Raw genomic sequence first — 14,500 nt, 5'->3', positions numbered from 1 at the left:
CGCGCTTCTACAACTTGTAGAACCCGGGCCCCGCCGGTAAGGTAACGCTGACCTAAGTAAGGTTCGGCTAACCTGCGGAGCCCCGAATGACCGCCATCTACCTGATCGGCCTGCGTGAAGGGCTTGAGATCACCCTGGTGGTCTCCATTCTCGTCGCCTTCCTGGTCAAGAGCGAGCGCAAGCCCCTGCTGAAGTTCGTGTGGGCCGGGGTGGCCGCCGCCGCGCTGCTCTCCATCGGCTTCGCCGCCCTTCTCGAGGCGGGCGCGGCGACCCTGAGCTTCGAGCAGCAGGAGCTGTTCGAGGCGTGCGCGTCGTTCGCCGCCGTGGTCTTCGTGACCTGGATGATCTTCTGGATGCGCCGGATGGCCCGCAGGATGGCCGCCGAGCTGCGCGGGCGGCTCGAGGAGGCGATCCAGGTCGGCGCGTGGGCGATCGCCGGCATGGCCTTCCTCGCGGTGGTCCGTGAGGGCCTGGAGACCTCGATCCTGTTCTACGCCGCCGCCCAGGGCACGCAGGATTCCGCCGAGCCGCTGATCGGCATCAGCCTCGGCCTGCTCACCTCGGTCGTGCTCGGCTGGCTGCTGTACGTCAGCGCCGTCCGCATCAACCTGACCCGCTTCTTCACCTGGACCGGCGCGCTGCTGGTGCTCGTCGCCGCCGGGATCTTCAAGTACGGGGTACACGACCTGCAGGAGAGCGGTGTCCTGCCGGGGATCAACACGCACGCGTACGACGTGACCGGCGCGCTGCCGCCCGACGCCTGGTACGCCGAGCTGCTCCGCGGCATGTTCAACATCACGCCGCAGCCGACGGTGCTGGAGACGGTCGCCTGGCTCGCCTATGGCATCCCGGTCCTCTTCCTGTTCCTGCTGCCGCTGCTGAAGAAGACCCCGAAGCCGGCGTCGGCGCCGGTCTCCACCTCCGTCTGAACGCCCGCACCCTCACTTCCGTAGGAGAACCATGCGTAAATCAGCCCTGATCGCGGTGAGCGCGGGCACTGCCGCGGCGCTGAGCCTGGCCGGTTGCGGCGACAGCAAGGACGGCGCCAAGGCCGGTGGCGAGGCCGGCAACGGCAAGATCGCCGTCACCGCGACCGACACCGAGTGCAAGGTCTCCAAGACCGAGGTCACGTCCGGGCCGGTGACGTTCACGGTCAGCAACAAGGGCGCCAAGGTCACCGAGTTCTACGTCTTCGCCGCCGGCGACCGGATCATGGGCGAGGTCGAGAACGTGGCGCCCGGCCTGAGCCGCGAGCTCATCGTCGAGCTGCCCGCCGGCACGTATGAGACGGCCTGCAAGCCCGGCATGGCCGGCAAGGGCATCCGCGGCGGCTTCAAGGCCACCGGCGACGCCAAGCCGCTCACCGACGACGCGAAGCTCGCCCAGGCGACGCAGGACTACCAGCGCTACGTGAAGAGCCAGACCGGCGCGCTGATCGACAAGACCACCGAGTTCGTCGACGCGGTCAAGGCCGGCGACATGGAGAAGGCCAAGGCGCTCTTCCCGATCGCCCGCACGTACTGGGAGCGCATCGAGCCCGTCGCGGAGAGCTTCGGCGACCTCGACCCGGCCATCGACGCCCGCGAGGCGGACCTGGAGGCCGGCCAGGAGTGGACCGGCTTCCACAAGATCGAGAAGGACCTCTGGGTCACCAAGGACGTCAGCAAGTCCGGCCCGACCGCCGACAAGCTGCTCGCCGACGTCAAGACGATCGTGGAGAAGGCCAACAGCGTGCAGCTGTCGCCGCTGAACCTGGCCAACGGTGCCAAGGAGCTGCTCGACGAGGTCGCCACCGGCAAGATCACCGGCGAGGAGGACATCTTCTCGCACACGGACCTGTGGGACTTCGCCGCCAACCTCGAAGGCTCCCGCGCCGCGATCGCCGCGCTCCGCCCGATGATCGAGGAGAAGGACGCCGCCCTCGCCAAGACGCTCGAGGACAAGTTCGCCGCGGCGCAGGCCGAGCTCGACAAGCACCGCAAGGGCGACGGCTGGAAGCTGCACAACGAGCTGTCCGAGACCGAGCTCAAGCAGCTCGGCGACGCGATCAACGCCCTCGCCGAGCCGATCAGCAAGGTCGCCCCGCTGGTCGCCGCCAAGTAGCGCGGCAGCAGGCCGTACCGACGCAGCCAACGCGAAAGGAAGAGCGATGGATCGCCGCAAGATGCTCGGGCTCACCGGTGCGGGTGTCGTGGGCGCCGCGGCAGGGGGCGTGGCGGGGGTGACGCTGATCGACGGCGCCACCCACCCGGCCCAGGCCTCCGACGCGGGTGCGGCGATCCCGTTCTACGGCGAGCACCAGGCCGGCATCGTCACGCCGGCCCAGGACCGCCTGCACTTCGTCGCCTTCGACGTCATCACCGACAAGAAGGCGGACCTCGTCGAGCTGCTGGAGAAGTGGACGATGGCGGCGGCGCGGATGACCGCGGGCCGCGACGCCGGCAGCATCGGCGCGGTCGCCGGCGCCCCGGAGGCCGCCCCGGACGACACGGGCGAGGCGATCGGCCTGCCGCCGTCGGGCCTGACGATCACGATCGGCTTCGGGCCGACGCTGTTCCGCACCGCCGACGGCAAGGACCGCTTCGGCATCGCCGACAAGCGGCCGGCGGCCCTCGCCGACCTGCCCCGCTTCGCCAAGGACACGCTGAAGCCGGAGATCTCCGGCGGCGACATCTGCATCCAGGCGTGCGCGCACGACCCGCAGGTCGCGGTGCACGCCGTGCGCAACCTCGCCCGCATCGGCTTCGGGGTGGTCAGCGTCCGCTGGACGCAGCTGGGCTTCGGCCGCACCTCATCGACCTCCCGCGGCCAGGTCACCGCGCGCAACCTGTTCGGGTTCAAGGACGGCACCGCCAACCTGAAAGCCGAGGACACCCAGCTGCTCAAGGAGCAGCTGTGGGTGCAGCCGGGCGACGGCGCCGAGTGGATGACCGGCGGGTCCTACGTCGTCACCCGCAAGATCCGGATGCTCATCGAGACGTGGGATCGCACGTCGCTCGGCGAGCAGGAGGCGATCATCGGCCGGGACAAGGGCGAGGGCGCGCCGCTGGGCGGCAAGGCCGAGTTCGACCTGCCGAAGTTCGACGCGAAGGGCGCGGACGGCGGGCCGGCCATCGCCGCCGACGCGCACGTGCGGCTCGCGCACCCCGACGCCAACGAGGGTGCGCGGCTGTTGCGCCGCGGGTACAACTTCGTCGATGGATCGGACGGGCTCGGCCGCCTCGACGCAGGCCTGTTCTTCATCGCCTACCAGCGGGATCCGCGCCGGCAGTTCGTGCCGATGCAGACCCGGCTCGCCCGGCAGGACGCGCTCAACGAGTACATCCGCCATGTGTCAAGTGGTTTGTTCGCCTGCCCTCCTGGCATCCGTGCCGCCGACGACTTCTGGGGTCGGGCACTCTTCGCGTAGTTTCGACGGATTCGAAGGCATGTTTCTCGGATATTTCGGGCGCAAGTCAGCAAGATCTACTTTCACCATCTGTAACAACCGCACTTCAGAACGTCCATTTCGTTGGGCAAATGGTCGGCCAACAGTCCGCATAACGGGACAGTTACGAATCTCTACATCCTCTATGCAGGTTGCCCACCGCGTCGTTTCCTTTAGGCACCACAACGCAGCCTGGTTGGCCCACGGTCGTGCCCGCGACCGCGGACTCATCGTGGCCAGGGCTGTCGTTCCTGACTGGAGGAGACCATGCGCACGAGATCGAAGGGGCTCACCAGCCTCGTCGCGGTCGCGGCGGCTTCGCTGCTCACGTTGACCGCCTGCGGTGGCGGGAGTGACACCAATAAGGAGACGCCGACGTCCAACGCCGGCTTCGCCGACTGCGAGAAGAGCCCGAACACCTGCAACAGCGGCAACACCAAGCCGGGCGGTGAATACATCTTCGGCCTCGAGCAGAGCTTCACCAGCTGGAACATCACCACTGAAGAGGGCAACACGCTCGTCGCCTCGCAGGCGCTGTCGGGTGTCATCCCGCAGGTCTACAAGTCCGACCCGAGCGGCCAGCTCACCCTCAACGCCGACCTCATGACCTCGGCCGAGCTCACCAACCAGAACCCGCAGACCGTGGTCTACAAGATCAAGGCCGACGCGGTCTGGAACGACGGCACCGCGATCAGCGCCGACGACTTCATCTTCGGCTGGAAGCAGAACTCCGGGAAGAAGGAGCACTGCTCGGAGTGCACGCCCGCCAGCACCTCCGGCTATGACCTGATCAAGAGCATCGTCGGCTCCGACAACGGCAAGACCGTGACGGTGACCTTCGACGACGGCAAGACCTACGCCGACTGGAAGGGCCTCTACTCCACCGACGGCCTCTACCCGGCCCACCTCGCGACCAAGCAGGGCTTCGACCTGAACAAGCCCGAGGGCGTCAACAGCGCCGCCAACTGGTTCAGCGAGACCGTGCCGACCTGGTCCGGTGGCCCGCTGGTCATCGACACGTTCAACAAGGACCAGTCGCTGGTGCTCAAGAAGAACGACAAGTGGTACGGCAAGGTCAAGCCGTCCCTGGACAAGGTCGTCTTCAAGTTCGTGATCGACCAGGGCAGCGTCATCCCGGCCCTGAAGAACAAGGAGATCACCGGCATGTCGCCGCAGCCGAACGCGGCTCTGGTGAACGGCGCGGCCGAGACGCCCGGTGTCATCTACCGCATCGGTCACGGGTATCAGTGGGAGCACCTGGACCTGAACCTGAAGAACAAGTACCTGTCCGACCTCGCGCTGCGCCAGGCGATCTTCACCGCGATCAACGTCAAGTCGGTCATCGACAAGACCTACGGTGTGTTCGACAAGGCCGCGAAGCCGCTCGGCAGCCACAACTTCTTCCCCGGCGACCCGAACTACAAGGACGTCGTGTCCCCCACGGGTCAGGGCTCCGGTGACGTCGAGAAGGCCAAGAAGATCCTGACCGACGCCGGCTACAAGATCGAGGGCGGCAAGCTCATCACGAAGTCCGGCGAGGCCGTGCCGCCGCTGCGCTTCCGTCACACCAAGGGCAACCAGCTGCGCGCCACGACCGGTGAGCTGGTCCAGGCGGCCCTGAAGAACATCGGCCTGGACATCAAGATCGAGGTCACCGAGACGCTCGGCAAGACCCTCTCCAGCGCCGACTACGACATGATCATCTTCGCCTGGGTCGGCAGCCCGCTGTACCAGGGTGCGGCCGAGCAGAACTGGGTCACCGGCAACGGCGGCAACTACGGCAGCTACTCCAACGCCGAGGTCGACAAGCTGACCAACGAGGGTGCCCGCTCGCTCGACCCGAAGAAGGCCGCCGAGCTGATCAACCAGGGCGACGAGATCCTGTCGAAGGAGGCCTATGTCCTCCCGATCGCGCAGAAGCCCACGCTGACGTTCACCTACTCGGACTACGTCAACATCCGGGACAACGCGACGCAGTGGAGCCCGACGTACAACATCCAGGAGTGGGGCCAGAAAGCGGCCTGACGCACCGGATCGACGGGGACCCCGGACGCCGCGTGCGTCCGGGGTCCTCCCGCACCTGCCAATAAGCGGAGGAAACTCATGATCGCCTATGCGGTGCGCCGGCTCCTGATCGGAATTCCGGTGCTCATCGCCGCCTCGATATTCGTGTTCGTCATCGCCTCACTGTCGGGCAACCCCATTGACGACATGGAAGCGCGGAACCCACCGGTCCCGCTCGAGACCAGACAGCTGGAGGCCCACCGGCTCGGCCTCGACAAGCCGCTCCACGAGCGGTACTTCAACTGGCTGGGCAACCTCATCCTGCACGGCGACTTCGGCCAGTCCACCGAGAAGACCCTGAACATCGGCGACCAGCTCGGCGACCGGCTGTGGGTCACGCTCCGGCTGGTCTTCGTCGCCATGCTGCTGGCCGTCCTGCTCGCCGTCGTCTCCGGCGTGCTGAGCGCGGTCAAGCAGTACAGCAAGGTCGACTACGGCTTCACCTTCGGCGGCTTCCTCGCGCTGTCGATCCCGTCGTTCTGGCTCGCGCTGCTGCTCAAGGAGGCCGGCGTCGCGTACAACCAGAGCACCGGCTCACAGGTCTTCTACACGCTGGGCGATCAGGACTACAACCATGACTCGTTCGACACGTGGGGCAAGATCACCGATATCGCGGGGCACATGGTCCTGCCCACCATCTCGCTGACGCTCATCACGTACGCGGCCTGGAGCCGATATCAGCGCAGCGCGATGCTGGAGGTCCTCAACAGCGACTACGTCCGGCTGGCCCGGTCCAAGGGGCTGCTCCGCCGGCAGGTCATGGTCCGCCACGCCCTGCGCACCGCCCTGATCCCGCTCGCCACCATCACCGCCGTCGACATCGGCGGCATCTTCGGCGGCGCGGTGATCACCGAGACCGTCTTCAACTGGTCCGGCATGGGCACCTACCTGCTGGAGTCCGTCACCCGGCGGGACGTCAACTCACTGCTCGGCTGGCTGCTCGTCTCCGGCGTCGTCGTGATCCTCTTCAACATCGTCGCCGACCTCCTCTACGCCGTGCTGGACCCGAGGATCCGTTATGAGTAGCTCACTGGCCACCCAGGCCCCCGAGGCGACCCCCGTCCTGACCACGCGTCAGCGCTCCCAGGCCGAGCTGGTGCTCCGCCGCTTCCTGCGCCACAAGCTCGCCGTCGGCAGCCTCGTGCTCTTCCTGCTCATCGTCCTGTTCGCGTTCGTCGGGCCGCTGGTGTGGAAGTACGACTACGCGTACATCGACGGCCCGAGCTTCTCGCCGCCGTCCGCGGAGTACCCGCTCGGCACCGACCAGGCCGGCCACGACCTGCTCGGCCAGAGCATGCGCGGCACCCAGCAGTCGCTGAAGATTTCGCTGCTGGTCGCGCTGATCGCCACCACCTTCGGCGCGCTGTGGGGCGCCGTCGCGGCCTTCTACCGCAGCTGGGCCGACGGCGTGCTGATGCGCATCGCCGACGTGGTGCTCACGCTGCCCAGCATCGCGATCGCGGTGACCCTGTCGGTCAACCTCCAGGGCGGCGCCAGCTGGTGGGGCCTCGCCCTCGTGCTGTCGTTCCTGGCCTGGGCCGGCATCTCCCGGGTCGTCCGCGGCGTCGTGCTGTCGCTGCGCGAGCAGGAGTTCGTCGAGGCGGCCAAGGCGATGGGCGCCAGCGACCTGCGCATCATCGTGCGGCACCTGCTGCCCAACGCGCTCGGCTCGATCATCGTCGCCGCGACCGTCACGATCGCGACCACGATCCTCGCCGAGACCGCGCTGTCCTTCATCGGCTTCGGCGTGCAGCGGCCCGACACCTCGCTGGGCCTGCTCATCAACGATGCCAAGCTCTCCGTGCAGGACCAGCCGTGGCTGTTCTACTTCCCCGGCCTGTTCATCATCCTCATCGCGCTGACGGTCAACTTCATCGGTGACGGCCTGCGCGACGCGTTCGACCCCCGACAGACACTGGTGCGCCGATGACCTCCATCGAACTGAACACCCGCCCAACCGCGACGGACACCGTCCTGGAGGTCGACAACCTCAGCGTCTCGTTCCCCACCGAGGACGGCCTCGTCAAGGCGGTCCGTGGGGTGTCGTACACCTTGCGGCGCGGCGAGACGCTCGGCATCGTCGGCGAGTCGGGCTCCGGCAAGTCGGTCACGTCGCTCGCGCTCATGGGCCTGCTGCCCGGCTCCGCGAAGATCACCGGCTCGGCCCGCTTCCGCGGTGAGGAGCTGCTGGGCAAGAACGACCGCGAGATGAGCAAGATCCGCGGCAAGAACCTGGCGATGATCTTCCAGGACCCGCTGACCTCGCTCAACCCGGTCTACACCATCGGCAAGCAGATCGCCGAGGCCGTGCTCGTGCACCACGACGTCAGCAAGCGGTCGGCCTGGGACCGGGCGGTCGAGCTGCTGAAGGTCGTCGGCATCCCGTACCCGGAGCAGCGGGTCAACAACTACCCGCACGAGATGTCGGGCGGCATGCGCCAGCGGGTCGTCATCGCCATCGCGATGGCGAACAACCCCGAGGTCATGATCGCCGACGAGCCGACCACCGCACTCGACGTCACCGTCCAGGCGCAGGTCCTGGAGGCCCTCGAGGCGGCCCGCACGGAGATCGGCGCCGCGCTCGTGCTGATCACCCACGACCTCGGCGTCATCGCCGGTCACGCCGACCGGGTGTGCGTCATGTACGCCGGCAAGCTGGTCGAGTCGGGCACCGTCGACGACATCTTCTACCGCCCGCGGATGCCCTACGCCCTCGGCCTGCTGGGCAGCCTGCCCCGCGTCGACGAGGGCCGCGACGCCCGGCTCACGCCGATCGTCGGGACGCCGCCGTCGCTGCTCAACCTGCCGCCCGGCTGCCCCTTCCGGCCCCGCTGCCCGATGGCCCAGGACATCTGCGAGGAGGTCGAGCCCGACCTCCTCCCGGTCGACCTCGACGGCCAGCACGCCGCGGCCTGCCACTTCAGCACCCAACTCGTCGACACCCAGGCCACCGACGTGTTCGCGGTGACCTCCGTCGACGTCGACACCGAAGAGGTCGCGGTGGCCGACACGGACCTGGCCGCCGACACGCCCGAGGACGCCTCATGACCATCGACACCACGAAACCCGCCGTCACCGGCACGGTCATCTCCGCCAAGAACCTGGTCAAGCACTTCCCGGTCCGCTCCCGCGGCATCCTGCGCCGGCGGGTCGGCGAGGTGCACGCCGTCTGCGACGTCTCCTTCGAGATCGGTGGCACCGAGACCCTGGGCCTGGTCGGCGAGTCCGGCTGCGGCAAGTCGACCACGGCCCGCCTGCTGCTCAACCTGATCCGCCCCACCAGCGGCGAGATCCACTACGCGGGCAAGGAGCTCACCGGGCTGTCCCGCTCGCAGATGCGCCCGTTGCGCCGCGACCTGCAGATCGTGTTCCAGGACCCGTTCGCGTCGCTCGACCCGCGCATGACCGTCTTCGAGATCATCGCCGAGCCGCTGCGCATCCACGGCCTTTTCTCCGACGGCGGCCCGGCGAAGGTCCGCGAGCTGATGTCGACGGTCGGCCTCAACGCCGAGCACGGCAACCGCTACCCGCACGAGTTCTCCGGCGGCCAGCGCCAGCGCATCGGCATCGCCCGGGCACTGGCGCTGCGCCCGAAGGTCCTGGTCCTGGACGAGCCCGTGTCGGCGCTGGACGTCTCCATCCAGGCGGGCGTCATCAACCTGCTCGAGGACCTGCAGAGCGAGCTGGGCCTGTCCTACCTCTTCGTCTCCCACGACCTGTCCGTGGTCAGGCACATCGCCCACCGTGTCGCGGTGATGTACCTCGGCCGGATCGTGGAGACGGCGACGGTCGAGGAGCTGTTCACGAGGGCGTCGCACCCCTACACCCAGGCGCTGATCTCGGCGATCCCGCTGCCCGACCCGCGCAAGGAACGCGTCCGCAAGCGCATCCTCCTCACCGGCGACGTGCCGAGCCCGGTCAACCCGCCGAGCGGCTGCCGTTTCCGTACCCGGTGCCCGAAGTTCGCCAGCGAGCTCACCGACACCGAACGAAAGCTCTGCACCGACGAGGTCCCGGCTCTCACCGACCGGGGCCAGGGCCACCGCAGCGCCTGCCACTACGCCGAGGCCGTCAAGCTGGTCTAGGCACTCGCTCCACCCCACGGCCCCGGCCCGGACCCCGCCCACCAGCGAGGCTCCAGCCGGGGCCGGAGGCGGCGTCCACAGTGGGGAGTCCTGTGGCGGTGTGGTGTGGTGGGCGGTGTTCGCAGAGTGGGGTTGCGGCAGTGCGGCCGGCGGGGCATCGCCGGTCGAAGGGGCGGTGGGTGGTGCGGGGGATCGCGGCCGATGGTGGGGGTCGCTGTCGGCCGTCGCGTTGGCCGATGCCGGGACGTAGCCGGCGTTGACCCGGTCGACGACCTTCTGGGTGGCCTGCTTGGCGCCGTCGGTCTTGACGGTCGGGTCAGCGGGGGACGGCGGGGCGGAGGGCGGTCGGGGGTGGGGCCGGCTCGAACGGGCCGACCAGGTGTGGGCCGGCGGCGGCGTGGAGGTCCGGCCAGACGCTGGACGAGGCGGCGCGGGCCTTGACGAGCTGGGCGGTGGCGCGGCGGTTGCGTTCGGCGATGACGGCGGCCAGGTACGCCCAGCCCGGGGCGTTGCGGGGCGGGGGTGGGGTCGTGCAGAGCGCGACCTCGCGGGCCAGGGCGCGGCCGAGGGCGGTGCGGGAGGGCTCGGTGATCTCGCGGTTGCGGGCCAGGAAGTGGCGGACGGCCAAGGCCAGGCTGTCGTCGAGGCCGGTGAGGTCCAGGCGGGTCGCCCATGAGCGCAGCGGCGGTGGCATGGCGGGGACCCAGCCCCAGCTCGCCGGGGTGCGCTCGTGGATGACGATCGTGCCGGCGGCCCAGTCGCCGAGGCGCTTGCCGCTGCGGCCGATGAGCATGGTGCCGAGGCTGGCGACCCAGGTGACCACCGGCAGGAGAAGGCCGGGCCACTCCAGGGCCAGACCGAGCAGCGCCCGGGTGAAGGCGTGGCGGAAGCGGACCGGGCCGCCGTCGTCGCGGACCACGCGCAGGCCCATGGCGGCCTTGCCGGGGGTGCGGCCGCGCAGGACGGTCTCGAAGAAGGCCGGGTAGCCCAGGGCCGTGACGACCAGGATGATGGTGAAGATGGCCTGGCCGAGGCCGTCGTCGAAGAGGCCGGCGGCGTCGGTCACGAGGCGCAGGAACGAGGCCGCCACGAACAGGAGCATGAACAGGACGGCCTGGCCGAAGGCGTCGATGATGAGCGCTACGGCCCGTGAGCCGATCCGGGCGACCCGCACGTCCAGCTCCACGGCCTCGCCGCTGACCAGGCGGTCTCCTGGACTTTCGGGGGCCGTGGCGATGTGCATGCGCAACAGTGTCCTACACGGCCGCACCACCGTGCGTCCCCGCGCGCACCCCCGAGCGACCGGACCACCGGGAGTGCCGGCGCCGTCTACGCTGCCGTCGTGGATCTGGACGCATACGTCGCCGAGCACTCCGCCGAGTGGCGGCGGCTGGACGAGCTGGCGCGCCGGCGGCGGGTGAGTGCCGCCGAGGCCGACGAGCTGGTCGCGCTCTACCAGCGGGCGGCGACGCACCTGTCCGCCGTGCGCAGCCGGTCGCCCGACCCGGCGCTCGTCGCCCACCTGTCCCGCCTCGTGCTGGCGGCCCGCAACGCGATCACGGGGGCGCCGGCGTTCTCGTGGCGGACCGTGGGGCGGTTCTTCACGGAGACGTTCCCGCTGGCGGTCTACCGGGCGTGGCCGTGGTGGTCGGCCGTGGCGACGGTGTTCAGTCTGGTCACGTTCGGGATCATGGCGTACGTGGTGGCCAACCCCGAGGTCGCCGACCTGTTCATGGACGACGCGACGATCACGAAGATGGTCCAGAGCGAGTTCGTCGGCTACTACAGCGAGTTCCAGGCGCAGAACTCGACGCTGCGCGTCTGGACCAACAACGCGGTGCTGACCGCGGAGTGCCTCGCCGGTGGCGTGCTGCTCGTGCCGGTGCTGATCGTGCTGTTCAACAACGCGTTGAACATCGGGCTGACCGGCGGCGTGATGATCACGTACGGGCGCGGTGACGTGTTCTTCGGCCTGATCATGCCGCACGGCCTGCTGGAGCTGACCGCCGTCTTCGTCGGCGCCGGGGTGGGGCTGCGGATCGGGTGGGCGTGGATCGTGCCCGGGCCGCTGCGGACCCGCGGCCGGGCGCTGGTGGCGGCGGCCCGGGAGGGGATGCTGGTCGCGCTCGGGCTCGTGGTGGTGCTGCTGGTCAGCGGCGTCCTGGAGGGCTTCCTGACGCCGTCCGAGCTGCCGATGCTGGTCAAGGACGCGATCGGCGCCGTCGTGTGGCTGGGGTTCCTGGCGTACGTCGTGATCCTCGGCCGGGCCGCGGAACTGCGTGGCGTGTCGACGGACCTCCCGGAGGAACTGAGCGAGGCCGCGGTTCCGGTGGCCTAGGGCCTGTTTCATAAGGGGGGTCGAGGCGAGGCGAGGTCCAGGTGTCGATCTGGGGCCGCGCCGGGCGCGCCCGGATACCGGTGTTGTATCCGGGTGTGACCGGCGTGGTTCCAGGCGGCGTCTGGGCCCGCCGCAGCCCGGCCATCCCTTATGAAACAGGTCCTAGAGCCGGCCGCTGGTCTTCAGGGCGAGGTAGTGGTCGGTGACCCGGGACGCGAACACGTCGGCCGGGGCGTCGACCACCTCCACGCCGTGGCGGCGCAGGGCGGCGCTGACCCGCTCCCGCTCGGCGAGGGTGCGCTGCGCGGCGGCGGCCGCGTAGACGTCGGCCGGGGTCGCGCCGGGCCGGACCCGGGCCATGCGGCTCAGCTCCGGGTCGTGCACCGCGGCGACGACGACCCGGTGCTTCGCGGCCAGCTGCGGCAGGACCGGCAGCAGGCCGTCGCCGAGCGCGCCCGGCTCCAGCGCGGTGAAGAGCACCACGAGGGCCCGCTTCCGTTCGCGCCGCAGCACCTCGCCGGCGACCAGGCCGAAGTCGGTCTCGACGAGCGCCGGCTGGAGCGGGGCCATCGCGGTGACGAGGCGCCACAGCAGCGTGCTCTTGTCGACGTTCGTCACCGAGGCGCGGACCGTGGTGTCGACGGCGAGCAGGTCGACCCGGTCGTCGGCGCGGGCGGCGACGGAGGCGAGCAGCAGCGCGGCGTCCATCGCCGCGTCGAGCCGGGGCTCGTCGCCGATCCGGGTCGCCGACGTCCGGCCGGTGTCCAGGACGCAGACGAGCCGCCGGTCGCGCTCGGGTCGCCAGGTGCGGACCACCACGTCGGAGCGGCGGGCGCTGCCGCGCCAGTCGATCGAGCGGACGTCGTCGCCGACGACATACTCGCGGAGGGTGTCGAACTCGGTGCCCTGACCCCGCCCGCGGGTCACCACCGACCCGTCCAGGACCCGCAGCCTGGCGACCTTCTCGGGCAGGAAACGCCGGGACGTGAACGCCGGGTAGACCCGGACCCGCCACGACGGGGTCATGGCGTCCGCGGTCCGGCGCGTCGTCTGGCGGTACATGAGCCGCAACGGCCCATGGGAGCGCAGGGTCACCCGGACGGCGGGCCGGTCGCCGCGGCGGGTCGGGGTCAGCGACGTCGTCAGCTTCACGGCCCGCCCCGGCTCGATCCGGACCTCCTGCTCGGCGGGGAACGCGCCGGCGGACGGCACCCACGCGTCGCGGACGCGCCCCACGAACGGCCGGTCGGCGCCGTTGCGGATGGTCAGCTCGACGCTGCCGGTGTCGCCGAGCCACAGCGACTGGTGCCCGGACCGGGACAGGTCCAGCGCGCGCGGCGGCACGGCGGCGAAGTAGTCCACGGCGCACGCGGCGGCGACGCCGGCGAGCAGGACCGCGGCGCCGAGCCACAGCCAGCCGCCGCCGACCGCGTCCCCGGCGGCGATGCCGGCCAGGGCGAGCAGCAGCGTGCCGGCGGCGACGAGCGCGGCCGGCCGCCACGTGATCACGAATCCACCCCCACGCAAAGCCAGGCGGTCACGAATCCACCCCCACGCAAAGCCAGGCGGTCACGAAGCCGCTCCCGCACCGAAGACAGGCGGTCACGCGGACACCGCGCTCATCGAGGGGCCGGCACGGTCGCGAGGACCGAGTCGAGCACCGCGTCGGCGGTGACGCCCTCCAGCTCTGCCTCGGCCCGCAGCCGCACCCGGTGCCGCAGCGTCGGCCGGGCGAGGGCCTTCACGTCGTCGGGGGTGACGTAGTCGCGGCCGGTCAGCCACGCCCACGCCTTCGCCGCGGCGAGCAGCGCCGTCGCGCCGCGCGGCGAGGCGCCGAGCTCCAGCGACGGCGACACGCGGGTCGCGCGGCAGAGGTCGACCACATACGCGAGGACCCCGTCGGCGACCGCGACCCGCTGCACCGCGGCACGCCCGGCGGCGAGGTCGGCCGCGGTCGCGACGGCGGTCACCCCGGCGTCGCGCAGCCGGCGCGGGTCGAAGCCGTGGTGGTGCGCGCGCAGCACGCCGAGCTCCTCGTCGCGGGTCGGCAGCGGCACGGTCAGCTTCAGCAGGAACCGGTCGAGCTGCGCCTCCGGCAGCGGATAGGTGCCCTCGTACTCGATCGGGTTCTGTGTCGCGGCGACCAGGAACGGGTCCGGCAGCGGGCGGGCCCGGCCCTCCACCGACACCTGCCGCTCCTCCATGACCTCCAGCAGCGACGCCTGGGTCTTCGGCGGCGTCCGGTTGATCTCGTCGGCGAGCAGCAGGTTGGTGAAGACCGGCCCTTCCCGGAACTCGAACTCGGCGGTGCGGGCGTCGAAGATCAGCGAGCCGGTGACGTCGCCTGGCATCAGGTCGGGGGTGAACTGGACCCGCTTGGTGTCCAGGTCCAGCGCCGCGGCGATGGTGCGCACGAGCAGCGTCTTCGCCACGCCGGGCACGCCCTCCAGCAGCACGTGCCCGCGGGCGAGCAGGGCGATCACCATGCCGGACACGACGGCGTCCTGGCCGACGACGACCTTGCCGACCTCGGCGCGCAGCCGGCCGAGGGCGGCGCGGGCCTCCTGCGGGTCCCCCACCGGCCCC

The 14,500-nt window shown here is 70.2% G+C and carries 12 protein-coding genes; 9 read left to right on the top strand and 3 right to left on the bottom strand.

Annotated elements, in window-relative coordinates; translation table 11 throughout:
• Positions 1–86 precede the first annotated feature (86 nt).
• The 8 genes from efeU (at position 87) to ABD332_RS10510 (ending at position 9,576) form a co-directional block, all read left to right on the top strand.
• Entirely contained in the window at positions 87–929 is an 843-nt protein-coding gene (gene efeU / locus ABD332_RS10545; RefSeq protein ID WP_344501626.1) for an iron uptake transporter permease EfeU, read from the top strand.
• A gap of 31 nt (positions 930–960) precedes the next feature.
• Positions 961–2,103 (top strand): iron uptake system protein EfeO, encoded by a 1,143-nt coding sequence (gene efeO / locus ABD332_RS10540; protein ID WP_344501625.1) that lies wholly within the window; start codon positions 961–963, stop codon positions 2,101–2,103.
• A 46-nt stretch (positions 2,104–2,149) separates the two neighbouring features.
• Positions 2,150–3,409, top strand: a complete 1,260-nt coding sequence (gene efeB / locus ABD332_RS10535; protein ID WP_344501624.1) for an iron uptake transporter deferrochelatase/peroxidase subunit — start codon at positions 2,150–2,152, stop codon at positions 3,407–3,409.
• 285 nt (positions 3,410–3,694) lie between these two features.
• Positions 3,695–5,452 (top strand): ABC transporter family substrate-binding protein, encoded by a 1,758-nt coding sequence (locus tag ABD332_RS10530; protein ID WP_344501623.1) that lies wholly within the window; start codon positions 3,695–3,697, stop codon positions 5,450–5,452.
• Positions 5,453–5,530: 78 nt separating this feature from the next.
• Entirely contained in the window at positions 5,531–6,517 is a 987-nt protein-coding gene (locus tag ABD332_RS10525) for an ABC transporter permease (protein ID WP_344501622.1), read from the top strand.
• Complete coding sequence (locus ABD332_RS10520) at positions 6,510–7,421, top strand: ABC transporter permease (protein WP_344501621.1); 912 nt, start codon at positions 6,510–6,512, stop codon at positions 7,419–7,421. Before ABD332_RS10525 ends, ABD332_RS10520 begins: the two co-directional genes overlap by 8 nt.
• Positions 7,418–8,539, top strand: coding sequence for an ABC transporter ATP-binding protein (locus ABD332_RS10515; RefSeq protein ID WP_344501620.1), 1,122 nt, complete (start codon positions 7,418–7,420; stop codon positions 8,537–8,539). Before ABD332_RS10520 ends, ABD332_RS10515 begins: the two co-directional genes overlap by 4 nt.
• Complete coding sequence (locus tag ABD332_RS10510; protein WP_344501619.1) at positions 8,536–9,576, top strand: ABC transporter ATP-binding protein; 1,041 nt, start codon at positions 8,536–8,538, stop codon at positions 9,574–9,576. Before ABD332_RS10515 ends, ABD332_RS10510 begins: the two co-directional genes overlap by 4 nt.
• Before the next feature lie 316 nt (positions 9,577–9,892).
• On the opposite strand, the gene ABD332_RS10505 is transcribed toward ABD332_RS10510, so the two are convergent.
• On the bottom strand, positions 9,893–10,819 hold the full coding sequence (locus ABD332_RS10505) for an RDD family protein (protein WP_344501618.1): 927 nt from the start codon (positions 10,817–10,819) through the stop codon (positions 9,893–9,895).
• Positions 10,820–10,918: 99 nt separating this feature from the next.
• Here ABD332_RS10505 and ABD332_RS10500 point away from each other — a divergent pair, with 99 nt between their 5' ends.
• Complete coding sequence (locus tag ABD332_RS10500) at positions 10,919–11,914, top strand: stage II sporulation protein M (protein WP_344501617.1); 996 nt, start codon at positions 10,919–10,921, stop codon at positions 11,912–11,914.
• A 162-nt stretch (positions 11,915–12,076) separates the two neighbouring features.
• Here the strand turns inward: ABD332_RS10500 and ABD332_RS10495 are convergent, their stop codons facing one another.
• The gene (locus ABD332_RS10495; RefSeq protein WP_344501616.1) at positions 12,077–13,423 is read right to left on the bottom strand and encodes a DUF58 domain-containing protein; all 1,347 of its coding nucleotides are present in this window, start codon (positions 13,421–13,423) and stop codon (positions 12,077–12,079) included.
• Positions 13,424–13,533: 110 nt separating this feature from the next.
• Positions 13,534–14,493 (bottom strand): AAA family ATPase, encoded by a 960-nt coding sequence (locus tag ABD332_RS10490; RefSeq protein WP_344501906.1) that lies wholly within the window; start codon positions 14,491–14,493, stop codon positions 13,534–13,536.
• Between the last annotated feature and the right edge of the window lie 7 nt (positions 14,494–14,500).

Source organism: Dactylosporangium maewongense, from assembly GCF_039531485.1.
GTDB classification, from domain to species: domain Bacteria; phylum Actinomycetota; class Actinomycetes; order Mycobacteriales; family Micromonosporaceae; genus Dactylosporangium; species Dactylosporangium maewongense.
This window is presented reverse-complemented; position numbering and strand designations above follow the sequence as displayed.

Excerpts from the sequence above, each read along its gene's own strand:
- ABD332_RS10505 (WP_344501618.1), bottom strand. The coding sequence starts at position 10,819 with ATGCACATCGCCACGGCCCCCGAAAGTCCAGGAGACCGCCTGGTCAGC.
- ABD332_RS10525 (WP_344501622.1), top strand. The coding sequence starts at position 5,531 with ATGATCGCCTATGCGGTGCGCCGGCTCCTGATCGGAATTCCGGTGCTC.
- ABD332_RS10510 (WP_344501619.1), top strand. The coding sequence starts at position 8,536 with ATGACCATCGACACCACGAAACCCGCCGTCACCGGCACGGTCATCTCC.
- ABD332_RS10520 (WP_344501621.1), top strand. The coding sequence starts at position 6,510 with ATGAGTAGCTCACTGGCCACCCAGGCCCCCGAGGCGACCCCCGTCCTG.
- ABD332_RS10530 (WP_344501623.1), top strand. The coding sequence starts at position 3,695 with ATGCGCACGAGATCGAAGGGGCTCACCAGCCTCGTCGCGGTCGCGGCG.
- efeO (WP_344501625.1), top strand. The coding sequence starts at position 961 with ATGCGTAAATCAGCCCTGATCGCGGTGAGCGCGGGCACTGCCGCGGCG.
- efeU (WP_344501626.1), top strand. The coding sequence starts at position 87 with ATGACCGCCATCTACCTGATCGGCCTGCGTGAAGGGCTTGAGATCACC.
- efeB (WP_344501624.1), top strand. The coding sequence starts at position 2,150 with ATGGATCGCCGCAAGATGCTCGGGCTCACCGGTGCGGGTGTCGTGGGC.
- ABD332_RS10515 (WP_344501620.1), top strand. The coding sequence starts at position 7,418 with ATGACCTCCATCGAACTGAACACCCGCCCAACCGCGACGGACACCGTC.